Source organism: Enterococcus sp. AZ170 (assembly GCF_050545135.1).
Lineage (GTDB): Bacteria > Bacillota > Bacilli > Lactobacillales > Enterococcaceae > Enterococcus_L > Enterococcus_L ureilyticus.
Window position 1 is genome coordinate 2,235,950 of record NZ_CP172947.1, and the last position, 24,924, is coordinate 2,260,873.

Below are 24,924 nucleotides of genomic sequence, written 5' to 3' on the forward strand. Positions count from 1 at the left end.
CCTCCTATTCTTTAGCTGCTGGCGCTGCTTCTCCTGATCCTTGATTATCTTCTTCGATCAAGTCTCCTTCTTTAACGTCTTTCTTAGAAGAAACAATGATTCGATCAGCTGACTCTAAACCAGAATTTATAACCATACTACCTTCTTTTTCTTCACCTACTTGAACATCTCTGCGGATCACAGAACCAAAATCATTGACTAATACATATTTTTTACCATCTTTCTCATGGATTGCTTTTTTAGGTACTTCGATTGGTTTATTATCACCTATATTGATTGTTGCTTGCATATGATAACCATTTTTGATGCCCTCTAAACTATCAAGTGCTAATTTTACATTATAAGTCGACATTGTTCCTTCTCCGCTAGTATTTTCCCCTTGATCAGCTTTGGCTTCTGGCGGATTGTCATCGATATATGAAATTTTCCCAGTTACCGTTGTTCCACTTGAAACCACAGAGAGATTTGCTTTTTGATCTACTGCAATTTTCATTAGATCCTTTTCATTTACTTTCCCAGCAACATACAATCCATCTGAAGTTAAACGAAGAACAGGAGCATTTTCATCTTTGACCTCTGGGATCGAGACACGTCCTTTGAATTTTGCTTTTGTTGAAATAAATTGTTTTGTTGTTAAATCAGCAATCGTTTCGTTTGAAAAGAGGATTTCTTCATCTACTCCATCAATTTCGGCTTGATGTTGCTCATTAATTGCTGCACCAGTTGTGTTGCGTTCTTCTTCTTTGGCTTTATTAAAATTATCGATTGCTCGATTCCATTTATTATAAATATTTTGTTTTTTAGTCGCTAATTTACTTAACGTATTGTTCTGAGCTTCGATTTCTTTCGTTACTTCTTTGTCTTCATATGTGAACAATTCTGTTTCTGGTTCGACAACATCACCATTTTTCACCTTGATTTCAGGTGTGCTTGTCATTTTTGAATCTTTTGCAAAAGCTTCGGCTTGCTCAGGTTGAATAACACCGTTGATATACACTTGTTCAATATCTGGAACGTCGAAATATTCAATCCCTAAATCTTCGGAAACTGTTTTCTTTTCAGATCCAGCTTCCTTATTTCCTCCCAACAGACTTGGAAGAACGAAGATCCCTATACATACAACTGCAATTACCCCTACAATGATCATTGTTCTTTTCTTCATAATCCTTCTCCTCATCTCCTTCAATTATTCTACTCTTTCATTTAACCATTCTTGCTTCTGTCATACAAGTGACATTTTTGTAATTGTATGAAAATTCTTAATTTTCCGTATAATTTAATCTATAATAAGAATGTGAGGTGAAAACTAATAATCAGCTTCACCTCACACTTTAAAATAACTTTTCAAATAAAATAGGACCTTGTTCATCTCAGTCTAGTAACAGGTTTCGTGCCATGATAACACTTTTCAGTTCATCGATAACTGTCTCAAAAGGTTGATCCGCATTGATTATACAGTGATTTGGATATGTTATGACCTTTTCTATATTCTGAGCTTCTACATCATACAATGCACTGCGTTCTTTTACCGTCTCATTATCGTCTTCTCTAGTTTGTAATCTCGCTAAGATATTTTTCTTTGAAACTTTAAAAAAAATGGGGATTACTTTATTCACAAATTGCCTTTCTATCTGTTGAAAGCCGTCTATTGTCAAAACATCATAGGCAAAGTGACTAGTTGTTTTTCGAATCAATTCTTCGATTCCTACACCATATTGATAACCATGATACTGATCATTCTCTGCTAGAGCATCGGTATCGACTAATTTTTTGAATTGTTCTTTCGTTTCAAAATAGTAATCTATTCCATCTTTCTCTTCTTTTCGGATAGGGCGCGTTGTATGCGAGATCACTTTAAACTCTGCCGGAAAAACTGCCTCTGCAACACTAGTTTTCCCAGAACCACTAGGACCGATGATCACAAAAAAAGGATACTTTAATCTTTTTCGTTTCATTGTATGAACCTCCTGTAAACTGACTATACAACAATGATATGAGTACTTCAATGAAAAAAGTAGACCAGCTCAAATGAAATTTCAAGCTGGTCTACATATTATGTTTCATAAATGACTTGTAAAAATAGACACTATTTTCTTATAGTATACGCTCGTTACTTGCTATTAGAAACCTTATCTAACACTCAATACTCCATTATTTTGCTTTTACAAGTTTCTTCACTAAAAAATAAATCAATAAAATAGTAAATAATAACTAGCAATTTGTCGTTTTTGTGATATAATTACATAAATGATATTTAATTTAAATATTGTTTATGCATCTTCTGACAGCACTAAACTTCCCCAAGCTCAAATATGTTAGAAGATGCATCTATTTTTTATGGGGCTACAACTATTGCAAATAGCCCAACAGCAACTGCTAGAATCATTTCTTCCCCTCCATTCAACTAATATTAGAAAAGATACTTTCTTATAAATATCTCCTACAAGAAAATTGTAACAAACTATTAGAATTAAATAAATAACTTTTTGCTTTTATTGCATATAGAACAAGAATTTGAATGTTTTTATATAAATAATTAGAATTTAGAAAAAAATTCTTCTTCTTCTTTGCGATATTTGCAAATAAAAGGAGTGTAACACTTGAATATAGGAGAATCACTGCGTTTTTTTAGAAAAAATTTGAATATCACGCAAAAGGAAATGCTAGATAACTATTTAGACCCTTCAACCTATTCTCGAATCGAACATGGCAAACAGGTCATCAAAATAGACGCTCTTGCAGAAGCTTTAAAAAAGTTATCACTCTCTTCAGAAGAATTTTTTGCCCGAGTCCCTTTGGATAACGAACAAAAAAACTTTCAAGAACTCTTCTATTTTTGTGCTTCTCACATAGATAATCAGGCAAAAAAACAAGAACTGATTCATTACTATAATAAGATTCAATACAAACAGAGAGATTTGAAAGAATTTTCAAATTACATTGTTATAAAATCTTACTTTTCTCAGTTTTGGCCCGAAATCGAGCCGATTTCAGCTCAAGAGAGTCAGCAAGCTGCTAGATATTTGTTAAAAAAAGACTATTATCAGCACTATGATTATGTTCTCATCTGTAATATGATCAGTCTTTTTACTTTTAGCCAACAGGATGCTATCGTTGCTCGAGCTATTCCTATTGCCGATGAAAATCAAAGAGATTATAGTACAAAAAAGTTTGCTTACACAACTATTACAAATTTGATAACAGCTAGAATCTATGAAAAAGACTACAGTGGTGCACAAAAATATATAATTTTTGCAAATAAGCAAGATGTGACAGGGTCAAATTATAATTATCGTATGAATTTACAATATTTACATAATTTACTGCAATATCTATTAACTGGCAATCATCAATATATGGAGCATATTTATGATTTTATACGACTTTTAGAAAATATTGGCGATAGACTTCAGGCAGAAAATTTAAAAAAAGAAATAAAATTTTTGACCTATGACTACTTTCCAGAGATTGATCGAACAGATTACCCTATTGGTCTATTCAAATATTAAAATTGTTTCAAAAGAAGGGCAGTCACTCAGCATGTGAATCTGAGTGATTACCCTTCTTTTTGTTTTCTATTTCAACTCTTTTCCGTTTGTTTCAATAACTTGTTTGTACCAGTTAAATGATTTCTTCTCATAACGATTCATGGTACCTTCACCGTTATCATCTAAATCAACATAGATGAAACCATAACGCTTGCTCATTTCACCAGTTGATGCACTAACTAAGTCAATACAGCCCCATGGCGTATAGCCCATTAAATCAACACCATCTTTAATCGCATCTGACATTGCTTCAATATGACGGCGTAAATAATCGATCCGATAATCATCTTCTACATAAAAGTTTTCATCCACTTTATCGATTGCTCCTAAACCATTTTCAACAATGAATAGTGGCTTTTGGTAACGATCGTATAATTCGTTCAAAGCAATTCTCAACCCTTCAGGATCGATTTGCCAACCCCACTCACTTGCTTCTAAGAATGGATTACGAACACCACCTAATAAGTTTCCAACTACTGTATCCTCTTCTTCTGCTGTTTCGTTGACAGCAGAAGACATATAATAACTAAAACCAATATAATCTACTGCATATTTTCTCATTAATTCTAAATCATCTGCACCCATTTCTAATTCAGATACACCATATTTATCAAACATGCGTTGTTGATATGCTGGATATTCACCGCGAACTTGCGCATCTGTACAGTAGAAATTAAATTCTTGATTTTGAGCTAATGTTGCCATTTGATTGACAGGATTTGCGTCAATACTATATGTTGTTGCATAAATGATCATACAGCCAATTTGCATATCAGGGTTGATTTCATGCCCGATTTTCACAGCTTTTGCACTTGCGACAAATTGATTATGCCATGCTTGGAAAACATTTTGATAATCGCCCGCACCAGTTGCTTTGACCATGCCTTGACTCAACGCAGGAAAATGGAATGCTGAATTTATTTCATTGAAAGTCATCCAATATTTCACTTTTTTTCCATAACGCGTTAAAACAACAGTTGCATAATTTTCGAAGAAATCAATCATTTTACGATTCTTCCAGCCGCCATATTCTTTAGCTAAATGTAACGGCATTTCATAGTGAGAAATTGTAATAACAGGTTCGATTCCGTGTTTTAAACATTCATCAATGACTTGGTCATAAAATTTCAACCCAGCTTCATTTGGTGTTACTTCATCACCTTTTGGAAAAATTCTTGCCCACGCAAGTGAAAAACGATAACACTTGAAACCCATTTTTGCGAATAATGCAATATCTTCTTTAAAACGGTGATAATGATCGATCCCACGATGGTTAGGATAAATAAATTTGTCTTCATCGATTTCCCAATTAAACGTATCACTACCTAAAATTTGAAAACGTTGTTTGCCGCCCGGCATTGCATCCGCTACTGACAAACCTTTACCGTCTGAACGGTAGGCTCCTTCTAATTGGTTAGCAGCTGTTGCGCCTCCCCATAAAAAACCGTCTGGAAATACTGTTGTTTTATTTGACATACTCGTTCCTCCTATTTAAAAATATTGTAAATTTATTAGGTCTTTACTAAATTATCTATTCAATTAACGCACGATCGCAAGAAAATCTTCTCCATGTAATACATCTGTTTGATCCATATCCAAGACATCTAAATAATCCCCACTATTTGTAACAACAATAGGAGTAACGATTGGATGACCAGCCGCTTTAATTTTTTCAGTATCAAACTTAACAAGTAAATCGCCTTGTTTTATTTGATCTCCTTGCTTCACAAGGATCTCAAATCCATCGCCATCCATCTCAACCGTATCCATACCGATATGCATCAACACTTCTGCACCATCTTCTGTTGTGATACCAACGGCATGGCCTGTTGGAAATAATGTTGTGATTTCACCATTAGCTGGCGCATAAAGTTCACCTACTGTTGGTTCGATTGCGATGCCCTTACCTAATGCACCAGATGAAAAGACTTGATCTTCCACTTTGTCTAACGCAACGATCGTACCTGTAAGTGGGCTTGTTAAAACAATTTTATCATTTTTATTGCTATTTTGCGCTTCTGAGCTCGTATTTGTATTTTTTGTAGTCACTTCACTACCTGCTTCTGGTTTATCTTCAAATTTCAAAATGAATGTTAAGACAAACGCAATGACAAACGCAATCGCTGTTCCGATGACTGCTGCAACCAATCCAGAAGTATCTTTTGTGTCTTGTGGAATAAAACCTGGTAAACTTAACAAACTGATTAAACCAAAGACATAGTTTTGAACGTGACTGAAACCGATGAATGCTCCACCGACAGCTCCACCGATACAAGCTGCAATAAATGGTTTTTTAAGTGGTAATGTCACGCCATATACCGTTGGCTCTGTAATCCCAAATACTGAAGTCATCGCAGAAGATAAAGCCAAACCTTTTAGTTTTACATTTTTTGTCATGAAGAAAACTGCTAACGCTGCACCACCTTGAGCTAATACAGCTGGTAATAACATTGGTGCCATTGTATCTACGCCACCGCCTGCTTGAGAAAGGTTTAACATCATGATCGGCACAAAGCCCCAATGCATCCCAAACATAACGAATACTTGCCATAAACCACCCATCACAGCACCTGCAATAATTGGGCTAAAGCCATAAATTCCATTGTAGCCTTTACCTAACAAATCACCTAGAATTGTACCGATAGGCCCAATGGCTATAAAAGTAACTGGTGCCATTACAAGAAAAACAGCTAAAGGAACACAGATAATTTGCAAGAATGTTGGAATAACTTTCTTGAAGAAACGTTCTACATAGCTTTGCACATATACTGCTAAAATAATTGGAATAACAGATGATGTATATGCACTTGCACCAATGATCACTGGAATTCCTGCAAAGCTTAACTGCTGACCAGCTAAAGCAGTGATACTAGGATGAACAAGTGCCATTGCTAAACAGACTGCCAAAAATTGATTTGTTTTGAATTTTTTTGCCGCAGTAAACGCCAATAGAATCGGTAGGAAGGTGAATATACCATCTGCTATTGCAAACAGCACAACATAGACACCTGATTCAACCGTTAGCCAGTTTAATGTAACTGCCAATGTTAAAAATCCTTTTAAAACCCCAGCTCCTGCCATCGCACCTAAGAACGGTGTAAAGATAGAAGAAATAATATCAATCAATTGATTAAAAATGTTCCCTTTAGGACCTTCATCTTTTTGTGAATCATCGTCTCCTAGACCACTATGTGCCATTAATTCTTTATACACATCACTAACATGACTGCCGATCACGACTTGGTATTGACCGCCGCTTTGAACGACTTGAATTACATCTGGATCTTGGTTAAGCTTATCAGTAGCCGCTTTTCCCTCATCTTTCAATTTAAAACGTAAACGTGTTGCACAATGAACAACACTATTCACATTGCCTTCTCCGCCAACTAGCGTTAAGACGCGCTCTGCTATTTCTTGATTTTTGCTCATTTTATAAGCCTCTTTTCTTTAATTTTTTATATAAAAAAACCTAAACTGAAAAAACAATGATTTTACTATACTTAAAAAAACTAAATATAGATGAATCGTTTGTTTTTTCAATCTAGGTTTTGCCTGCTAAACAGTAACAATCCGCTTCGATTGAAAGTTAAATTTTTTAATAAAATAAATGCTACGCTTTTTTATCTCCAGCTACTCGCTGGATATGAATGGTCAAATAAATTTGTTCAGCCTTATCGATTGGCTTTTGATATTTCTTAACTAGATAATCATTGATTCTTTGAACGGACTGAAATGCTTTCGGATACTTGCTTTGAATCAACTCATAAAGAAAATCATCTTCCTCATCGTGCGCTTCATTTTGCAAATAACGTTGCGCAAAATATTGCAAGTGTGTAACGATTCTTTGATAATTCAAGGAATCTTCATCAAAGGGTTTCCCAAAATAGCGACTGATGATCGTTAAAATATCTCGAACCATTTCGGTTGCGGACATTGTGACTTCCATGTTTCCGTTTGCTTGCTCACTATATACGATGTGAAATGCAATAAATCCTGCTTCACTTTCAGAAAAATCAATATTTAATTTTTCTTTGATTAGTTGTACACCTTTGCGAGCTATGGCGAATTCTTTTGGATAAAACTTTTTTGTTTCAAACATCAAGGGATTGGGCATCTCGAGACCTTCTTTTGCTCTCATGATGGCATAATGTACGTGATCCGTTAATGTTAGGTAGATATTGGATGACAGTTCGATCCCTAACTCTTCTTCCGCTATATCCACGATTTTTTTAACGATTTCTACTTCTTCTAATGGAATATCTGCAAATAATTGCTGAAACTGTCCCGAAGTGATGGAATCTTTAAGAACAAATTCCTTTTCAATAAAAGTTGGGTCAATAACGTCACCAATTTTTTTCTGAAATGCTAGTCCTCGACCCATGCAGACAATTTCTTCACCTGATTCATTTTTTGTCATGACGACATTGTTGTTTAAAATTTTTTCGATATTCATGATGAACCTCACTTTTACAAATACAAATGAAAAAAACCTAGAATCCGCCCAAATAAGTCACTATGGAAGATTCAGGTTTTGCCTGCCGAACAGTAACAATCCTTATTACATGCACAGCATAACATTATTTCTATTCATTTGCAACCCTTTACAAAGAAACAATAAAAAATTTTTTTGACTCTCATTTGCAAAGCCCGATTGCAAACAAATAGCACTAAAAATGAACCTTATCAGCTATTAGTTCTCTAAAGTTTCATCATCATAATGGTGGAATGTACTTTTCAAATAATTAGCTTTCATTCCTATTTATGAAAAGAACGTTTTTTTCAGATAATTTACACAAAAACATTGCTTTTCTTACTTTTTATTAGTAAAATAGTTTTTGTTTAGAAATAATGATACTTATGTATTCAAAGGAGATTTTATATGTCAAAATTACTTGTTGTGAAAGCACACCCACTTACTAAAGAAGAATCTCGTTCTGTCCGAGCATTGGAAACTTTTTTAGCTAGTTATCAAGCTCAAAATCCAACTGACGAAATCGATGTTCTTGATGTTTATGCTGATTCTGTCCCAGAAATCGACGAAGAATTGCTTTCTGGTTGGGGTGCATTACGCACTGGTACTGAATTTACTGCATTAAATGAGAGCCAACAAACAAAAGTGGCACGTTTCAACGAATTAACCGACCAATTCTTAGGCGCTGACAAAGTGGTTATTGCCAATGCTTTATGGAATTTAAATGTACCAACTCGCTTAAAAGCTTGGGTGGATACAATCAACGTCGCTGGTAAAACCTTTAAATATACCGATGAAGGACCTAAACCTTTAACTAACGGTAAAAAAGCTTTGCACATTCAATCAAATGGCGGCTTTTATGAAGGGCAAGATTTCGCTTCTCAATACGTAAAAGGGATTTTAAACTTTATCGGTATTGAAAAAGTGGAGCAATTATTTATTGAGGGAATCGATCATCATCCCGAAAAAGCAGAAGAATTATTAGGTGCTGCAATGGATCAAGCAACTACATTAGGAAAAACGTTTTAAGCTTAAAGAGAGGCTGGGACAGAAGCTTATTTCCGAAGGGATTGCTTCTGCTCCCACCGTTTATTCGCATTTAGGGTGTGATACAAAAGTGATTTTTACTTTTGTCCCACACCCTCTTTTTATTATTCGATATTTTTGAATTCTTCCTCTTCATGATACAAACTCGAAACATCTTTATACCATTCGAATACATGGGTAATGATGACCTTAGCAGCAGCGTAGACAGGTATTCCTAAAATAACACCCACTACTCCAAATAACTTCCCAGACGTCAACAAGACCACTAAAATCGTCACTGGATGGATATCTAGCTGACTCCCTAAGACAAGAGGTGAAATCACTCGCCCTTCAATTGTCTGCTCAATCACAAAAACCACTAAGACTTTTACAAGTAAGATCGGACCTCCAACGATTCCTAGAAAGATAGCGGGTACCATCGCTAAGAATGAACCTAGATAAGGAATCAAATTCAGAAAACCTGCAGTGATTCCTAAAGTGATCGCATAATCCAACCCAATAAATGAAAATCCTATGATAAACATGACTGCTACAGCAAAAGCAACGGTCAGCTGACCTCGAATATAAGAAGAAACTTGAGAATTAACTTCTCCTAATACTTTCAATGTAGGTTGACGCATTTTATTAGGTAAAAACTTCATTAAATAGGGCGCTAATTGTTTTCCATCTTTTAAAAGATAAAATAGAATGAATGGCATTGTAATAATCGCCACAACAATTGTGGCAACTGCTCCAACAAAGCTACCCAAACCTTGAACAGTAAATGTAGAAATATTGCGGATAATATCTCCTAAAGAACTGATCAGCTTATCTCCCATATCTTCTAACTGCGTACGAAATTGTGCAAAGAAAGGATCACCTAAAATCTCTTGCATCTTTTGATCGATCGTATCGATATATTGAGGAAAATGATTGCCAAAGCTAATCGTCTGTTCCTGAATTTTAGGAACGATTACGACAAGCCCCCAAATGATCAACGCCACAACAATAATAAATAAACCAATAATACTCCAAATACGTGGAATTTTTTTCTTTTCCAAATAATCAACAACAGGATTCATTAAATAATATAATATTCCAGCCATGATCAGTGGCAGGCCAACAACACCAATAAACTGCCAGACTGGTTTAAATAAATACGAAACCTTTGTAAAAACTAATAAAATCAATAATATCAACAATACGATCAACAGTGCAGTGACGACCTGGTTATTTAAAAACCAGCGCCAAAACCATGAAAATCGCTTGTCTTTTTCTCTCTCTTGTCCCACTCAATCACACTCCAAGCGTTCTATACTCTATTATTGTTCCAACATTAATGGTTGGAAGCTTGCTTGGCGCAAGATATAAACCGTTAACAATTGCATCTTCTTTTGGCACCTCAGAAAAAACCAATGTTACATGGGCAATACTGTTTAAGTTTTTATTTGCAAAAGGTCCAACATATTGGATTGTATATTCTTGTTCATCGATCTTTAATAGATCGCCTGTTTTCATTTCTAAAGATTGTGACTCTTCAAATTTTTGAATCACCGAATACTCTTTTAAACTATCTGTGGCATTTTCACCAAAAAGTATGATGATCGGTTCTTTTTCATCCAGCGCTCGAACACCAATTTCAGTAACTACAGCTTTCATAATAACTATCGCTCCTCTTCCAATTAATCAATCTTTATTATAACATATAACCTTTTTTCTTATTCAATAAATTAAGCTCGATTGAACACAAAAAGGACAAACAAGGATTTAAATACCTCATTTGTCGTTTTCATGATCAATTTGTCGTTTAAACGCATTAAACAATTATGATATAATCGTTACTTCTACTTGTCTTCTGCCCCAATCAATGCATTGTGAAACATCAGAGAAATGAAGATCGATAATATTGCCTTTGATTGCCCCACCTGTATCACTAGCAATAGCCTCTCCGTAACCTTCAACATATAATTTTGTACCTAAGGGAATTACACTTGGATCAACAGCAATTGCCATTGGATCTATTCTTAAGTCTTGACCCATCGCTGTTAGATTCCCTCCACCAATAAAACCTTCGTTACAAGAGTATGCTGTAGCTTCCATCATCATTTTTGCTCCTGATGGTTCTTTATTTTCAGTTTTTTGCTTTTCTAATGCTACTTGGCTGTCCACCGCTTCTAATTTTTGTTTTTCAGCTATTTTCTTCTTTTCAGCTTCAATCCTAGCTTTTTTAACGCTCTCTTGTTCCATTTTTTCTTTATTCAAAATATCACTTTTCACAAGTTGAAATGCCTGTCCTTCTGTCAAAGAATGAATCATCGAACGAGATAGATTTTTTGCTGATTGTTCTGATACAACTGGGTAACTAGTTAAACTTTTTATTTCACTCTCTTTATTTTCAGTTGCATAGACAGGAATTACTGATCCTGTAATAAAACAACTCATAATAATTAAAATAGGTAACCATCTTTGCTTAATCAAAAAATTTCCTCCTCAAATACATACGAAAGCTATCATAGCATGTCCGGCAAAGGTGATGGTTACTATTTAATTAAGGCTAAGTTACAGGATAGTAAATAACGCTTTCAATGCGTTATATTAGAAATATTTTATTTATAGAAGCCCTCTATCCCAGGCTTTATTTCTTTATTATTAGAATGTTTAAAAAAATAAATCTTTTTAATTTGTTATTTTAAGGCAATTAAATACTATTATAAACGCTGAAATCTATGTATATTACGGAAACTTTACAAAAAATGATTGCTTTAATAAGAAACGGTTGTTATTTAACGATAAAAAAACAACTCTAACTATTTTCAGTTAGAGTTATCTATTAACTTCTATTTAAAAAAGTCTAGGATATGAGTCCAAATTTCTTCTTTGAACACATCTTTTGGATTTCCTCCACCAATCACTCCGTAACCGATCATCGTGCCGGCAACAAATAAAATGATCACTAAGGCTATCACTACTAAAACTTTCAACAAAGTCACTATAATATAGCGTGTCGAACTCATATCTATTTCCCCTTTTAATTAACAGTAGACATTTTCTTTTCTACAATTTTTTCGTCATTTACTCGTTCCACTTTGGCTCCTAATTTTTGAAGCTTTTCATGGAATTTATAGTAACCACGATCCAAATATTCTAAATGCGATACACGAGTGATGCCATTTGCTTTTAGACCTACTAAGATCAATGCAGCAGCAGCACGTAGATCTGTTGCTTCTACAGCAGCCCCTTGTAGTGATTGGCCGCCATTGATGATTGCAACATTTCCATCGATTTTCACGTCAGCATTCATCCGTTGCATTTCTTCTAAATGTTGGAAACGATTTTCAAAAACAGTCTCAGTTACGACGCTTGATCCATCTGCTACCATTTGCATCGCAGTCATTTGCGCTTGCATATCCGTTGGGAAGCCAGGATGAGGCAACGTCTTGATATCTGTTGGTTTGATCACTTTAGGACCAATAACGCGTAAACCGCCTCTTTCTTCACGAATAACCGCACCCATCTCAGTTAATTTGGAGATAAGCGGACGATTATGCTCTGGAATTGCTTCTTCAATTAAAACATCGCCTTCAGTCATTGCAGCTGCAACCATGAAGGTGCCTGCTTCGATACGGTCTTGGACAATTGAATGTTCGACAGCATGTAGTTGATCCACACCTTCGATACGCATCATTTCAGTTCCTGCACCAACGATTTTAGCACCCATCTTGTTCAATACATTCGCTAAGTCAACGATTTCAGGTTCTCTGGCTACATTCTCAATGATTGTCATGCCTTTGGCTTTAACAGCTGCCATCATGATATTTTGAGTTGCACCTACGCTTGGGAAATCCAAATAAATCGTATTACCGATCAACTCGTCGGCAATGGCTTCGATATAGCCATTTTTTTGGATGATCTTAGCACCTAACGCTTGAAATCCTTTTAAGTGTAAATCAATCGGTCGTTTACCAATTGCACACCCACCAGGCATCGCAACTTTCGCATGACCGTTACGCGCTAATAATGGCCCCATTACAACAATTGACGCTCTCATTTGACTCACATATTCGTAATTGGCTTCGATGCCTAGAGGTTTAGTAGCATCTATTATAACTTGATTTTCTTGTTCATTAAATTCAATATCTACATTTAAGTGTCTGATAACTTGGTTCATTGTAAACACATCCGAAAGAATTGGTACATTATTTAATGTTGTTGTTCCTTCTTCCGCTAATAAGGTCGCTGCTAAAATTGGCAATACTGCATTTTTAGCTCCTTCGATTTTCACAGTTCCTTTTAATTGGTTACCACCATGAACAATAATCTGTTCCATTTTGTTCCCCCCAAAAAAGTTAGAATTGGATGCTTTGATCCAAAATCTTTTCTATTATACCATTATTTACCAACAATTAGTATCTTTTCTTTTTATTTGTCCATTTTTATGGAAAAAACACAATAAATAAATTACGGCATAACGCGAGAAACTCTAAGAAAAATGAGCTGACAGTATAGCCGATAACGATTGAAAATAACACGATCAGTAAACGTACTTGAGAGGTTTGGTGCGCTCTAAAAAACTGTTCAATTCTGATAGACTGCATCGCCCAAAAACTCACATAAATAAACATCATATGGCAGATGATTCGAATCACTGCATCAAGACCAAAAAATTGCATAACTTTCTCCTTAATTTAAAAGCTGAATGAGCTCGTTTAATCTCAACTGAAAAAAGAAAATCAGTCGGTGATGCTTTTTATCTTACAGATTTTTTCTTTTTCGAGAGATTATCCCGTAAAGCTTCGGTACATGATATAGATTAGTTTAGCACAAATAAATTAAAAGCCAAAATAAAGATTCTTAATTCTTAACAAAAGAATAGATATATGTATTTTATTAGTAAAAAAACGAACTGAGACAACTAACTTGTCTCAGCCGCTCTTACTATGTTACGTATGTTTTGACACATTGATTCGATTGATCGCACGATGAAGGGCAACTGTTGCACGGCGTAATTCATCTGTATTTGCATGTTCTTTGGCTTTTTCGATCATCCGTTCAGCACGTTGTTTTGCACGTTCTGCGCGACTGACATCAATATCTCTTTCACGTTCAGCACTATCAGCAATAATTGAAACAACATTGTCTCGGACTTCCATAATACCACCATTGACAGCGATCCAATCCACGTGTGTATCTGAATCTGTTCTTTTTACGCGAACCTCATCGATCGCTAATGGAACGATAATCGGTGCATGTTTCGGTAAAATACCGATTTCGCCATCCGTTGTTTTTGCAACGACGATCATTGCGCGATGGTCATAAACCAAACCATTTGGAGTCACCACATTGACAGTTAAACAATCCATTTCTGTGTCGCCTCCTTTTAGTAGTTCAACGTTTTAGCTTTTTCAATAACGTCTTCGATTCTACCAACACTACGGAACGCTTCTTCCGGTAAGTCATCATATTTTCCGTCAAGAATTTCTCTAAAGCCTTTAACTGTATCGGCAACTGGAACGTACGAACCTGGTTGTCCTGTAAATTGTTCTGCTACATTAAAGTTTTGAGATAAGAAGAACTGAATACGACGGGCACGACCAACCAAGATTTTTTCTTGATCAGATAACTCATCCATTCCTAAAATTGCAATGATATCTTGTAACTCACGGTAACGTTGCAATACGTGTTGTACTTCTGTTGCTACAGCATAATGTTCATCTCCGACAACTTCAGGCGCTAAAGCACTAGAAGAGGAAGCTAATGGATCAACAGCTGGATAAATACCCATTTCAGTTAAACGACGTTCTAAGTTGGTCGTTGCATCTAAATGGGCGAATGCTGTTGCAGGCGCTGGGTCAGTATAGTCATCGGCCGGTACATAGATTGCTTGAATTGATGTAATCGAGCCTTTTTTAGTAGAAGTGATACGTTCTTGTAATTGACCCATTTCAGTGGCAAGAGTTGGTTGATAACCAACCGCTGAAGGCATCCGACCTAATAAGGCAGAAACTTCTGATCCAGCTTGTGTGAAGCGGAAAATATTATCAATAAATAATAACACATCTTGACCTTCAACATCACGAAAATACTCCGCAATTGTCAAACCAGTCAATGCTACACGCATTCGCGCACCTGGGGGTTCATTCATTTGGCCGAAAACCATAGCTGTTTTTTCGATAACGCCAGAGTCTTTCATTTCAAAATAAAGATCGTTCCCTTCACGCGTTCGTTCACCAACACCAGTAAATACAGAAATGCCGCCATGTTCTTGGGCAATATTATGAATCAATTCTTGGATTAAAACGGTTTTACCGACACCGGCACCACCGAATAGTCCAACTTTACCCCCTTTTAAATAAGGGGCTAATAAGTCAATCACTTTGATCCCTGTTTCTAAAATTTCATTACTTGTACTTAAATCGGCAAAATCAGGGGCTTTTTTATGAATACCGCTACGTATTGCATCTTCTGGGAAAGGTTCTTCCAAGTCGATGGTATCGCCCAAAACATTGAATACACGACCCAATGTTTCTTTCCCAACAGGAACAGAAATTGGTTTTCCAGTATCAATAACTTCCATTCCGCGTTGCAGGCCATCTGTAGATTCCATCGCGATCGAACGGATAACACCGTCTCCTAATTCTAATGCTACTTCTAAAACGACTTTTTGTTTTTTTTCGCCATTTTTATAAACGACTAATGCATTATTTATATCTGGTAAGGATTGATCTAGTGAAAATTCCACGTCAACAACGGGACCGATTACTTCAACAATCTTTCCTGAACTCATATTTCTTTCCTCCGTTTCGTTTGAAGAGGTCATAAAACTATCGAAGGCTCGATAGTTTTATACCCTAACGAGGTCGTGATAAAACCTGTCTTCTTTAGTACTTAGTAAAAATCTTGAGCATTCTCAGCCCGCTTCTTTGATGATTACTCTAGTGCAGCTGCACCAGCCACAATTTCAGTAATTTCTTGGGTAATGGCTCCCTGACGAGCGCGATTATATGAAATCGTCAAATCACTAATAATGTTTTGCGCATTGTCAGTGGCTGTTTTCATTGCTGTCATTCCTGCTGCATGTTCAGCCGTCTTGGCATCGATGATTGCCCCGTAAATCAAACTTTCAGCATATTGAGGTAATAAATTATCTAAGATTGCTTCTTCTGACGGTTCTAAGATATATTCTTGCTCATAAGTTGTTGCTTCATCAGGATCTAAATCCGAGATTGGCAACATTTTTTCGACACGAAATTGACTTGTTAACGAATTGATATGATGATTATAACAAACATATAACTCGTCAAAGACTTCGTTTTCATACATTGTCGTTGCAGTAGAAACAATTTTTCTTACTTCATCAAAGCTAGGTTGATCAGTCAGGCCACGCAACTCATACGCAACATTGATACCACGCGCTTTAAAGAAGTCAGCTCCAGTTCCGCCAATTGCGATCAACACATATTCCTCTTGAGATTCGTGATCATCTAACATCATTTTCATAGTTTGTTTTAAAATTGAACTGTTGTATCCGCCAACTAACCCTTTATCAGAGGTTATTACGATATACCCTGTTTTTTTTACTGGTCGTGATGTCAGCATCATATGATAATTACCAGTTTCTGATGCTTCTTGACTATCATAAGAATCTAGTTCTGCTAGATCGCTTAATTGAGCTGCAACAAGATGCGTAACGATAGAACGGATTTTTGATGCATATTCTTGAAAGCTTCTAGAAGCAGTTTCTGATTTTGTCAGTTTAGCACCCGAAACCATCTGCATAGCATTGGTGATTTGACTGGTTTTTTTCGTTGAAGCAATGCGTTGTTTGATTTCATTTAATGAAGCACCCAATTCTTGTCACCTCTCTTACGCATTTTGAATTGATTCAAATGTGTCTTTAGCTGTCAATCCTTCTGAATTAGCAGCATCAAAAATTTCTTTAAATTCTTTGATTGCAGCATCTAGATCTTCTGATTTTGGCAAGTCTTTCGTTGTCCGGATCGTTTCAAATAATTCTGGATGTTTGCCATCTAAAAAATCGAATAATTCTGATTCGAAATCTAGGATTTTTGCTACACTGATACTATCTAAAAATCCATGCGTCAATGCATATAAAATAACAACTTGTTTTTCAACAGCTAGTGGTGCATGTAATTTTTGTTTTAGAATTTCAACGGTACGACGGCCACGATTTAATTTTGCTTGTGTTGCCGCATCTAAATCAGAACCAAACTGAGTGAAGGCTTCTAATTCACGGTAACTTGCTAAATCTAAACGAAGGGTACCCGCAACTTTTTTCATTGCTTTGATTTGTGCTGAGCCACCAACACGTGATACAGAAAGACCGGCATCAACGGCTGGACGAGTGCCCGCATAGAACAAATCACTTTCTAAGAAGATTTGGCCATCTGTGATTGAAATAACGTTTGTTGGGATATAGGCAGAAATGTCTCCTGCTTGCGTTTCAACAAATGGTAAGGCAGTCATTGAACCGCCGCCTAATTCATCACTTAATTTTGCCGCACGTTCTAATAAGCGTGAGTGTAGATAGAACACATCACCTGGGTATGCTTCCCGACCTGGAGGACGGCGCAATAATAATGAAAGTTCACGATAAGCAACGGCTTGTTTTGATAAGTCATCAAAGATGATCAAAACGTGCTTGCCGTTATACATGAATTCTTCTCCCATCGCAGCTCCTGCATAAGGCGCAATATAAAGTAATGGCGCTGGTTGAGAGGCTCCTGCATTCACAATAATCGTATAATCAAGTGCACCATAGGCTCTCAATGTTTCAACTTGGTTACGAACAGTTGATTCTTTTTGACCGATCGCAACATAGATACAAATGACATCTTGCCCTTTTTGGTTGATGATCGTATCAATAGCAATTGATGTTTTACCTGTTTTACGGTCACCAATGACTAGTTCACGTTGGCCACGACCGATTGGTACAAGTGCATCAATTGCTTTAAGACCAGTCTGCATCGGTTGATCCACTGATTTTCTTTGCATAACACCTGGAGCTGCTGCTTCTACTGGACGTGTTTTATCTGTTTTGATTTCGCCTAAGCCATCAATTGGTTGACCTAATGGATTAACGACGCGTCCGATCAATGCTTCACCAACAGGAACTTCCATGATTTTACCAGTACGTTTTACTTTGTCGCCTTCTCGAATAGTTTCAAAATCCCCTAGAATGATAATACCGACATCATTGGTTTCTAAATTTTGCGCCATTCCATATGAGCCATTAGAAAATTCAAGTAATTCTCCGCTCATTGCGTTTTCTAATCCATGGGCACGAGCGATTCCATCCCCAACATATGTGACAGTCCCAATTTCTTCGACTGCTAATTCTTGTTGATAATTTTTGATTTGTTCCTTAATCAAGGCACTGATTTCTTCTGCTTTGATAGCCATTCAATTCACCTCTTTATTGTGCTGAACGTTATTTTAATAACAATTCCTGGATTCGTTCTAATTGCTTATGGATACTACCGTCGATCACTTTATAATTGGCCTCTATAATTACTCCACCAACAATATCCGGATCAATCAAATTGATCAAGTTTGCTTGTTCATAGCCTAAAAGTTTTGCTGCTTTTTCTTCCATTAATTGGTGTTGTTCTTTTGTCAAAGGAACGGCTGTTAATGCTGTTCCTAAAAGCAAGCTTTTGTGCTCATCATAACGTCTTTCGTATTCATCGATCATTAATAATAAATCAATCATACGTGAGTAGTTATAAACAACATATAAGAAGTTTTTTATCGTTCCATCAAAGCCAGTAACTAGTTGTTTCATGATTTCGTCTTTTTCGTAAGGTTCGAGACGTACATCACTTAAAATGTCTCCTAATTCTGGAACTTCGTGAAAAATCTCTCTAAGTTTTAACAAGTCTTGATAAACACTATCGGCTTCTTGCTTTTCAATCGCCAGCTCAAACAAAGCTTTACCGTAGCGTTTCCCTACCGTGTATTTATCTAACTTCATTTGACTTACCTAAACCTTCGATATAAGAATTGATTAATGAATCATGTGCATCTGGCGTCAATTCTTTGTTTAAAATTTTCTCTGCAATTTGTAAAGATAGACTTGCTACCTCATCTTTAACAGATGCCAACGCTTCTTCATGTTCTTGAGAAATATCTTGACGTGCTTTTTCTCGTAAACGTGAAACCTCATCATTGGTTTCTGATAAGATTTTTTGACGGTTTTGGTCTCCATTCTCTTTCGCATGTTTGATGATTTCTGCGGCTTCTGATTTAGAAGATAGTAACTTTTGTTGACGTTCTTCTTGTAGCTTAGCAGCTGCGATTCGAGATTGTTCTGCAGAATCTAAATCGTTGGCAATTTTATCTTCACGTTTTTTTAACATATCAGTGATTGCTTCCCAAGCAAATTTCTTGATTAGAAGCATTAAAATTAGAAAAGCGCCACTTACAACAATCATTGTGCCAATTGTTGTACTTGGTCCTGCTTCACCGATTACTAAATGATCTAGCATGAAGTTTCAACTTCCTTTCTCTGCAATTCTCTGTGGTGGTTGGTTACTATTTTTTGTATAGCATAGTTTAGTCCACCTTATTTTTAGTGAAAATTGGTATTTCTTTTAAAATAGGTTACTGTTCATCATCAGCTCTTCCTTTTGGTTAGAACTTTGAAGTAAGACTGATGTTTTTGGCGGTCTTCTTTGTTTCTGGAAAAACTTGGTGTTTCTTTTTTTATAGGTTACTTCTCTCACTTCGTTCGCCAAGTACTGCTCATCATCAGCTCTGCCGAAGTCAGTCGCTGTGATTCGCAGCAAAGAAAGCAGTAACGCGTGGCGTTTAAAAACTCAGCGTCCTGCCTTCTAAAGGGATTATTTAAGCACTAATAACAATGCAATAACTACACCTAGAATAGGAACCGCTTCAATCAAGGCAACCCCGATAAACATTGTTGTTCTTAGTTGTCCAGCCATTTCTGGTTGGCGTGTCATTGATTCGATTGTTTTTGAGATAACTTTTCCGTTACCGTATGCTGCCCCGATGGCTGCTCCGAAAACTGCGATTGCTGCTGCGATATAATTTAATCCGTCCATTATTGTTTTCCTCCTAAGAAATAATTGTTTTTATTTATTATTTATTCTTCGACTTCAACTTTATGAGCCATGTAAACCATTGATAATGTTACAAAAATAAATGCTTGGATTGCGCCGATAAATAATGAAAAGGCTAACCAGATCATTTCTAGCGGTATTGCGAGTGGAATCGTCCAAAGTCCGACACTTGATACCAGTCCTGCAATCAGTCCAAGTAATACTTCACCAGCAAAGATATTTCCGTATAAACGTAGTGCTAAAGTAAGCAAATTCGTAAATTCTTCCATCAACTTGATCGGCATTAGGAAAGATACTGGACTTAAAAAGCTATTTTTGAAATATCCTTTCAAGCCAAAACGACTAACACTAAAGAAATGTGTTAAAGCAATCATGATCAAGGCTAATGTCAAGGTAACCATTGGATCAGCTGTAGGGCTCTTCCAATACGTATAATCTCCGATCGCCACCTTGGTTACTAAACCAATAATGTTAGCAACTAAAACGAACATGAACATCGTGAATGCTAGCAGGTGAAAATTTGTTACTTCTTTACTCGGCATATTGTCGGTAATGATACTTCGAACAAAATCAATAAGATACTCAATAACATTTTGTTTGCCTTTAGGTTTCATTTGAATATTCCTTGTGCAGTAATATACTATCCCAAAGACAATGACACACGTTAACAGAACCATTAAGCAAATCGTTCCATCAAACCAAATTGGCCCAATCTTGAAGAGTAGTGTCTTCTCTTCCAAATTTTTTCACCTCTTTTCTAACAAACTTACGAGAAGCTTAAAAAGGCTTCTATATTCTTAACCACACGTATCATACCACCAACGATGAATAATTTCAAAAGAATTTCATGAAAATAAGACACTTCTTTTAATATGACAAAAATTTATCAGAACAAGGTCTTACTAGTATTCGGCAGTACAATAGTTGGTTACTGAAAAAATGATGAAAATCCATCAGTTTCTTTACACTCTACCAAATTTTTCACATAAGATAAAGCAAAGAAAACAAATATGCGAAAAAGAATAAAATAACCATTAAAAAACATTATTTTCATTAAAAAACACCTAACTTTTGACAAACTAGCGCAAATTATTTTTAAGTGTCCGGCTGATTTCACGATTGATTTCTTTTCGTTTCAAATCTTCTCGTTTATCATATTGTTTTTTTCCTTTAGCAAGTCCAATCAACACTTTTGCATAGCCATTTCGAATATAGACTTTTAATGGAATAATCGTGATCCCTGTATTTTTTGTTTCAGCGATCAATTTAGCGATTTGCTTTTTGTGTAGAAGTAATTTTCTCGTCCGTAAAGGATCGTGATTAAAAATATTCCCCTGCTCATAAGGACTAATATGCACATTGAGCAGGTAAGCTTCCCCATTTCTGATTCTAGCAAAGCCGTCCTTTAAGTTGATTCGACCATTACGGATCGATTTGATTTCTGTTCCTTGTAACACGATACCCGCTTCCATCGTATCAACAACGGTATAGTCATGCCTCGCTTTACGATTTTGGGCAATCAGTTTTCCTTCCCCTTTTGGCATACCCATTCCTCCATTTTCTATTTTTTCTTTTGTTTCTTTATTTTTTTCTTTTTAGCCACTTCTTTATAAAATGGCTTTTTGCCTTTTTTCTTGTTTTTCTTTTGTGTAAAAGGTCTCTTATCTGTCTCTTTACGATCTGAGACGTTTCTGCGACGGTTATCTTGACGTTTTTTTGGTTTTGGTGCTTCGATTCTTTCTACTTCTTCCGCTTCTAGAAATTCGAAATCGATTTCTCTCGTTTCAGGATCGGCTTTGTCTACTTTGACTTTGACTTTTTGGCCGATTTTTAGGGTCATTCCTGTTCTTTCCCCAACAAGTGCCATATGATTTTCAATAAAATGGAAATAGTCTTGTTTCAAATTATTGACATGGATCAGACCTTCGATTGTATTTGGTAATTCAACAAAGAGACCAAATCGCGTTACAGAACTAATGATACCGTCGTACTCTTCCCCAATTTTATCTGCCATAAATTCAGCTTTCTTCATTGAATCAACTTCACGTTCTGTTTCAACAGCTCTTCGTTCCATTCTTGAACTATGATCTGCAATATCAGGTAAATTCTGTTCCCATTTCTCTTTTAGTTTTTCAGAAATCTTCCCTTCATAGCTACGGATCAGTCGATGAACGATCAAATCTGGGTAACGACGGATGGGGGAGGTGAAATGGGTATAATATTCTGCTGCCAAACCATAATGTCCATAGTTATCTTCTGAGTATCTGGCTTGTTGCATGCTACGCAATAGCATCGTATTGATGACTGCTTCTTCCGGTTTATCAGCTACTTGCTCCAAAACCTTTTGTAAGTCTTTTGGCGTAATATCTGCCTTTGTGCCTTTAACTAAAATACCTAATACAGCAGCAAAATCAAAGAAACGCTGCATTTTTTCTTCTTTTGGTTGTTCATGTATACGATAAATAAAGGGTAATTTCAACTCATTAAAGTGTTTAGCTACGGTTTCATTTGCTGCTAGCATAAACGATTCGATCAAACGTTCACCCACGCCACGTGTCCGCAATAAGATATCGTGTGGATGTCCTTCAGCATCAACTAATACTTTTGCTTCGCGGTCTTCAAAAGAAATCGCACCGCGGTTCTCCCGCATTTGTTCAAGAATACGATGAAGCTCGCCCATTTCTTTGAACATAGTCACTAATTTTTTATAACGTTTCATTGTTTCCGGCTTTTGCTCTTCTAAAATTTCATTGACAGCCGTATAAGTCATTCGTTCCGTTGTTTGGATGACACTTTGGAAAATATCATGTTTGACTACATAACCTTCTGGTGTTATCTCCATTTCACAACTCATCGTCAATCTAGGAACATTGGGGTTTAATGAACAAATCCCATTAGATAGGCGTTGTGGAATCATCGGCACAACACGATCAGTCAAATAGACACTTGTTCCTCGTTCATACGCTTCTTGATCCAACTCACTGCCTTCTGTTACATAATAAGAAACATCAGCAATATGCACGCCTAAAAAGTAGTTGCCATTTGCTAATTTATGGACAGTTACAGCATCGTCTAAATCTTTGGCATCTTCTCCATCGATTGTTACGATTATTTGATCACGCAAATCCCTGCGACCCTTGATATCTGTTTCTGAAATTGCATCTAGCACTTTGTCAGCTGCTGCAATAACTTCATCTGGAAAGCTTGTTGGAATACCATGAGCTACGACGATCGATAAAATGTCCATCCCTGGATCATTTTTATGACCAACTACTTTTTTAACTAACCCTTCTAAGCTTCTTGGGTATTCTTTATCTGGATAATGGGTGATTTCCACGATTACGATACTACCATCGACTGGCTTGATTCCTTGTGCAGCAATGTTAAACGTCAATCCTGTCATTTTTTTATCTTTGGGAATAGCATAACCGTATAAATCAGTTTCGTTCACTTCATTATCCTCATAAGCGATAAATTCACCAACCACTTGAGTGATTGCACGTTTTTTTATCTCCACGATTTTCCCTTCAGCACCACGATCTGAAAAAGCATCTGCTGGCTGTACGATATCAATTGCGACAAGATCCCCATCCATCGCAAAATTCACGGCTTCTTTCGGAATATAGACATCTGCTTCTTCCGGATCAATCGTTACAAAGCCAAAACCTCGTTCGTTTGCTCGAAAAGTGCCTTCAATATCTCCATTTTTCTGTGGTAAACGGATTTTCCCTTTTTTGGTGAATTCTATTAATTTTTCGCGTTCCATCGTTGCAACTGTTTGAACGAGCAACTTAAAATCTGAGCTCTTTTGTAATTGCAATCCCTCTGCGATTTCTTCCATAGAAAAACTTTTTTTCGTATGATTTTCCATGAAGGTTAGGATTTTCTCCTTGATTGTTTGTTTTGTCATTCTTTCTCCTCATTCCAAGACAATGTATTTAAAAATGCTAATACGTCTTGTTCTAATTGTTTATGATCTGGTCCTACGGTCAACACATGATCGCTATTTGGGTACCAGTTTAATGTAGATCGTGTCTGGGTTAGTGCTTGTGCCGTCTGATAAACGCCCATTGGATCGATCATTTCATCTTTTCCAGCTTGAGCCATAAACACTGGCACCTCGATTTGGGCTAGTTTATTTGCTGTTTGTTTGGAAAATGCTTCGATATCACTTAGTTGCTCATAAGAAGCTGTTTTGATATTCACCATTCGCTCAGCTCGTTCTTGTGTTGAAACTCCGGCCATTTTTAACACTTTATCCGCATAAAGGGCAAAGTTTTCTGGTACTTTATTTTTTACTGGAACAATTGGTGAACAAAAAAAACCACCACCAATGACTCCTTCCAGTTGATCTGTCAGGGCACTCATTGTAAAAATACCGCCCATCGAAAGGCCAAAAATCGCAAGTTCTTTATAGCCATGCTCTTTTAAAAACTGAATTGCTTCTATCGTATCCTGCCACCAATCACTTGTTGACTTTGCTAAAATATCTTCTGGTGCAACAGTTGCATGACCAGAGAAATTTGGTGAATAAACGGTATAATTCTCTTTTTCTAAATAACGACTCATCATTCGAACATCATTACTACTGCCTGAATAAGCGTGCAAAAGTAAAACCGCACGGGAACCATTTTGGGTAAATAATGGTTTAGGTAGACTTATTTTTTTCACTTTTCAATTCACCTCGTCTCCATTTTAGCACATTATCTAGTGAAAACCTTGTGAAAAGAAAGATGTTTCAAGAACTTTTCGATTACCAATAATCATTTTTTCTAAAGAA

General features: G+C 36.3%; 24 protein-coding genes. 2 read left to right on the forward strand and 22 right to left on the reverse strand.

The genetic code is table 11. The annotated features are described in order from the left end of the window. Positions 1 to 4 precede the first annotated feature (4 nt). Positions 5 to 1,162, reverse strand: a complete 1,158-nt coding sequence (locus tag IGJ55_RS10875; RefSeq protein WP_430606479.1) for an efflux RND transporter periplasmic adaptor subunit — start codon at positions 1,160 to 1,162, stop codon at positions 5 to 7. A gap of 208 nt (positions 1,163 to 1,370) precedes the next feature. Then, complete coding sequence (locus IGJ55_RS10880) at positions 1,371 to 1,955, reverse strand: guanylate kinase (protein WP_429949248.1); 585 nt, start codon at positions 1,953 to 1,955, stop codon at positions 1,371 to 1,373. Positions 1,956 to 2,600: 645 nt separating this feature from the next. Here IGJ55_RS10880 and IGJ55_RS10885 point away from each other — a divergent pair. After that, positions 2,601 to 3,509 carry a helix-turn-helix domain-containing protein gene (locus tag IGJ55_RS10885; protein WP_430606480.1) on the forward strand — a complete coding sequence of 303 codons (909 nt, stop codon included), beginning with the start codon at positions 2,601 to 2,603 and terminating at the stop codon, positions 3,507 to 3,509. A gap of 66 nt (positions 3,510 to 3,575) precedes the next feature. Here IGJ55_RS10885 and IGJ55_RS10890 read toward each other — a convergent pair whose 3' ends face one another. The 3 genes from IGJ55_RS10890 to licT all read right to left on the reverse strand — a co-directional run bounded on the left by IGJ55_RS10890 (position 3,576) and on the right by licT (position 8,001). Continuing rightward, entirely contained in the window at positions 3,576 to 5,024 is a 1,449-nt protein-coding gene (locus IGJ55_RS10890) for a glycoside hydrolase family 1 protein (protein WP_207121404.1), read from the reverse strand. A gap of 63 nt (positions 5,025 to 5,087) precedes the next feature. Continuing rightward, positions 5,088 to 6,977 (reverse strand): beta-glucoside-specific PTS transporter subunit IIABC, encoded by a 1,890-nt coding sequence (locus IGJ55_RS10895; protein ID WP_429949244.1) that lies wholly within the window; start codon positions 6,975 to 6,977, stop codon positions 5,088 to 5,090. 181 nt (positions 6,978 to 7,158) lie between these two features. Further along, positions 7,159 to 8,001: a BglG family transcription antiterminator LicT gene (gene licT, locus IGJ55_RS10900; protein WP_430606481.1), complete on the reverse strand. Its 843-nt coding sequence runs from the start codon at positions 7,999 to 8,001 to the stop codon at positions 7,159 to 7,161. A 426-nt stretch (positions 8,002 to 8,427) separates the two neighbouring features. Here licT and IGJ55_RS10905 point away from each other — a divergent pair, with 426 nt between their 5' ends. Then, on the forward strand, positions 8,428 to 9,048 hold the full coding sequence (locus tag IGJ55_RS10905; RefSeq protein ID WP_429949242.1) for an FMN-dependent NADH-azoreductase: 621 nt from the start codon (positions 8,428 to 8,430) through the stop codon (positions 9,046 to 9,048). 122 nt (positions 9,049 to 9,170) lie between these two features. Here the strand turns inward: IGJ55_RS10905 and IGJ55_RS10910 are convergent, their stop codons facing one another. From IGJ55_RS10910 to IGJ55_RS10990, 17 genes are all read right to left on the reverse strand, one after another. Beyond that, the gene (locus IGJ55_RS10910) at positions 9,171 to 10,337 is read right to left on the reverse strand and encodes an AI-2E family transporter (RefSeq protein WP_069639827.1); all 1,167 of its coding nucleotides are present in this window, start codon (positions 10,335 to 10,337) and stop codon (positions 9,171 to 9,173) included. Positions 10,338 to 10,341: 4 nt separating this feature from the next. Next, positions 10,342 to 10,704 (reverse strand): PTS glucitol/sorbitol transporter subunit IIA, encoded by a 363-nt coding sequence (locus IGJ55_RS10915; protein ID WP_069639826.1) that lies wholly within the window; start codon positions 10,702 to 10,704, stop codon positions 10,342 to 10,344. A gap of 165 nt (positions 10,705 to 10,869) precedes the next feature. Then, entirely contained in the window at positions 10,870 to 11,523 is a 654-nt protein-coding gene (locus IGJ55_RS10920) for a 3D domain-containing protein (protein ID WP_429949239.1), read from the reverse strand. Positions 11,524 to 11,882: 359 nt separating this feature from the next. Next, a complete protein-coding gene (locus tag IGJ55_RS10925) occupies positions 11,883 to 12,059 on the reverse strand; it encodes a DNA-directed RNA polymerase subunit beta (RefSeq protein ID WP_069639825.1) in 177 nt (58 codons plus the stop codon). Positions 12,060 to 12,073: 14 nt separating this feature from the next. Continuing rightward, positions 12,074 to 13,372, reverse strand: a complete 1,299-nt coding sequence (murA, locus tag IGJ55_RS10930) for a UDP-N-acetylglucosamine 1-carboxyvinyltransferase (RefSeq protein ID WP_429949237.1) — start codon at positions 13,370 to 13,372, stop codon at positions 12,074 to 12,076. 106 nt (positions 13,373 to 13,478) lie between these two features. Next, the gene (locus IGJ55_RS10935; protein ID WP_069639823.1) at positions 13,479 to 13,715 is read right to left on the reverse strand and encodes a DUF1146 family protein; all 237 of its coding nucleotides are present in this window, start codon (positions 13,713 to 13,715) and stop codon (positions 13,479 to 13,481) included. 270 nt (positions 13,716 to 13,985) lie between these two features. Then, positions 13,986 to 14,405: a F0F1 ATP synthase subunit epsilon gene (locus IGJ55_RS10940; RefSeq protein ID WP_069639822.1), complete on the reverse strand. Its 420-nt coding sequence runs from the start codon at positions 14,403 to 14,405 to the stop codon at positions 13,986 to 13,988. Between the two features lie 17 nt (positions 14,406 to 14,422). After that, positions 14,423 to 15,829: a F0F1 ATP synthase subunit beta gene (gene atpD, locus IGJ55_RS10945; RefSeq protein ID WP_069639821.1), complete on the reverse strand. Its 1,407-nt coding sequence runs from the start codon at positions 15,827 to 15,829 to the stop codon at positions 14,423 to 14,425. Between the two features lie 143 nt (positions 15,830 to 15,972). Further along, positions 15,973 to 16,893 (reverse strand): F0F1 ATP synthase subunit gamma, encoded by a 921-nt coding sequence (locus IGJ55_RS10950; protein WP_429949235.1) that lies wholly within the window; start codon positions 16,891 to 16,893, stop codon positions 15,973 to 15,975. Between the two features lie 15 nt (positions 16,894 to 16,908). Then, complete coding sequence (atpA, locus tag IGJ55_RS10955; RefSeq protein ID WP_429949233.1) at positions 16,909 to 18,465, reverse strand: F0F1 ATP synthase subunit alpha; 1,557 nt, start codon at positions 18,463 to 18,465, stop codon at positions 16,909 to 16,911. Between the two features lie 28 nt (positions 18,466 to 18,493). Then, the gene (atpH, locus tag IGJ55_RS10960) at positions 18,494 to 19,036 is read right to left on the reverse strand and encodes an ATP synthase F1 subunit delta (protein WP_069639818.1); all 543 of its coding nucleotides are present in this window, start codon (positions 19,034 to 19,036) and stop codon (positions 18,494 to 18,496) included. After that, the gene (gene atpF / locus IGJ55_RS10965; protein ID WP_069639817.1) at positions 19,023 to 19,550 is read right to left on the reverse strand and encodes a F0F1 ATP synthase subunit B; all 528 of its coding nucleotides are present in this window, start codon (positions 19,548 to 19,550) and stop codon (positions 19,023 to 19,025) included. Before atpF ends, atpH begins: the two co-directional genes overlap by 14 nt. 354 nt (positions 19,551 to 19,904) lie before the next feature. Continuing rightward, positions 19,905 to 20,126: a F0F1 ATP synthase subunit C gene (gene atpE, locus IGJ55_RS10970; protein ID WP_069639816.1), complete on the reverse strand. Its 222-nt coding sequence runs from the start codon at positions 20,124 to 20,126 to the stop codon at positions 19,905 to 19,907. A gap of 41 nt (positions 20,127 to 20,167) precedes the next feature. Further along, positions 20,168 to 20,884, reverse strand: a complete 717-nt coding sequence (gene atpB, locus IGJ55_RS10975) for a F0F1 ATP synthase subunit A (protein WP_069639815.1) — start codon at positions 20,882 to 20,884, stop codon at positions 20,168 to 20,170. 339 nt (positions 20,885 to 21,223) lie between these two features. Beyond that, complete coding sequence (gene smpB / locus IGJ55_RS10980) at positions 21,224 to 21,688, reverse strand: SsrA-binding protein SmpB (protein WP_069639814.1); 465 nt, start codon at positions 21,686 to 21,688, stop codon at positions 21,224 to 21,226. Positions 21,689 to 21,705: 17 nt separating this feature from the next. Further along, positions 21,706 to 24,054 (reverse strand): ribonuclease R, encoded by a 2,349-nt coding sequence (gene rnr, locus IGJ55_RS10985; protein WP_430606483.1) that lies wholly within the window; start codon positions 24,052 to 24,054, stop codon positions 21,706 to 21,708. Next, complete coding sequence (locus IGJ55_RS10990) at positions 24,051 to 24,815, reverse strand: alpha/beta hydrolase (RefSeq protein WP_430606484.1); 765 nt, start codon at positions 24,813 to 24,815, stop codon at positions 24,051 to 24,053. The genes rnr and IGJ55_RS10990 overlap by 4 nt, the downstream gene beginning before the upstream one ends. Positions 24,816 to 24,924 lie beyond the last annotated feature (109 nt).

Coding starts and splice junctions, on each gene's coding strand:
- IGJ55_RS10895 (WP_429949244.1), bottom strand. CDS start 6,977: ATGAGCAAAAATCAAGAAATAGCAGAGCGCGTCTTAACGCTAGTTGGC.
- atpF (WP_069639817.1), bottom strand. CDS start 19,550: ATGCTAGATCATTTAGTAATCGGTGAAGCAGGACCAAGTACAACAATT.
- IGJ55_RS10925 (WP_069639825.1), bottom strand. CDS start 12,059: ATGAGTTCGACACGCTATATTATAGTGACTTTGTTGAAAGTTTTAGTA.
- IGJ55_RS10905 (WP_429949242.1), top strand. CDS start 8,428: ATGTCAAAATTACTTGTTGTGAAAGCACACCCACTTACTAAAGAAGAA.
- IGJ55_RS10890 (WP_207121404.1), bottom strand. CDS start 5,024: ATGTCAAATAAAACAACAGTATTTCCAGACGGTTTTTTATGGGGAGGC.
- IGJ55_RS10935 (WP_069639823.1), bottom strand. CDS start 13,715: ATGCAATTTTTTGGTCTTGATGCAGTGATTCGAATCATCTGCCATATG.
- murA (WP_429949237.1), bottom strand. CDS start 13,372: ATGGAACAGATTATTGTTCATGGTGGTAACCAATTAAAAGGAACTGTG.
- atpA (WP_429949233.1), bottom strand. CDS start 18,465: ATGGCTATCAAAGCAGAAGAAATCAGTGCCTTGATTAAGGAACAAATC.
- licT (WP_430606481.1), bottom strand. CDS start 8,001: ATGAATATCGAAAAAATTTTAAACAACAATGTCGTCATGACAAAAAAT.
- rnr (WP_430606483.1), bottom strand. CDS start 24,054: ATGACAAAACAAACAATCAAGGAGAAAATCCTAACCTTCATGGAAAAT.
- IGJ55_RS10880 (WP_429949248.1), bottom strand. CDS start 1,955: ATGAAACGAAAAAGATTAAAGTATCCTTTTTTTGTGATCATCGGTCCT.
- smpB (WP_069639814.1), bottom strand. CDS start 21,688: ATGCCAAAAGGGGAAGGAAAACTGATTGCCCAAAATCGTAAAGCGAGG.
- IGJ55_RS10915 (WP_069639826.1), bottom strand. CDS start 10,704: ATGAAAGCTGTAGTTACTGAAATTGGTGTTCGAGCGCTGGATGAAAAA.
- atpD (WP_069639821.1), bottom strand. CDS start 15,829: ATGAGTTCAGGAAAGATTGTTGAAGTAATCGGTCCCGTTGTTGACGTG.
- IGJ55_RS10875 (WP_430606479.1), bottom strand. CDS start 1,162: ATGAAGAAAAGAACAATGATCATTGTAGGGGTAATTGCAGTTGTATGT.
- atpE (WP_069639816.1), bottom strand. CDS start 20,126: ATGGACGGATTAAATTATATCGCAGCAGCAATCGCAGTTTTCGGAGCA.
- IGJ55_RS10940 (WP_069639822.1), bottom strand. CDS start 14,405: ATGGATTGTTTAACTGTCAATGTGGTGACTCCAAATGGTTTGGTTTAT.
- atpH (WP_069639818.1), bottom strand. CDS start 19,036: ATGAAGTTAGATAAATACACGGTAGGGAAACGCTACGGTAAAGCTTTG.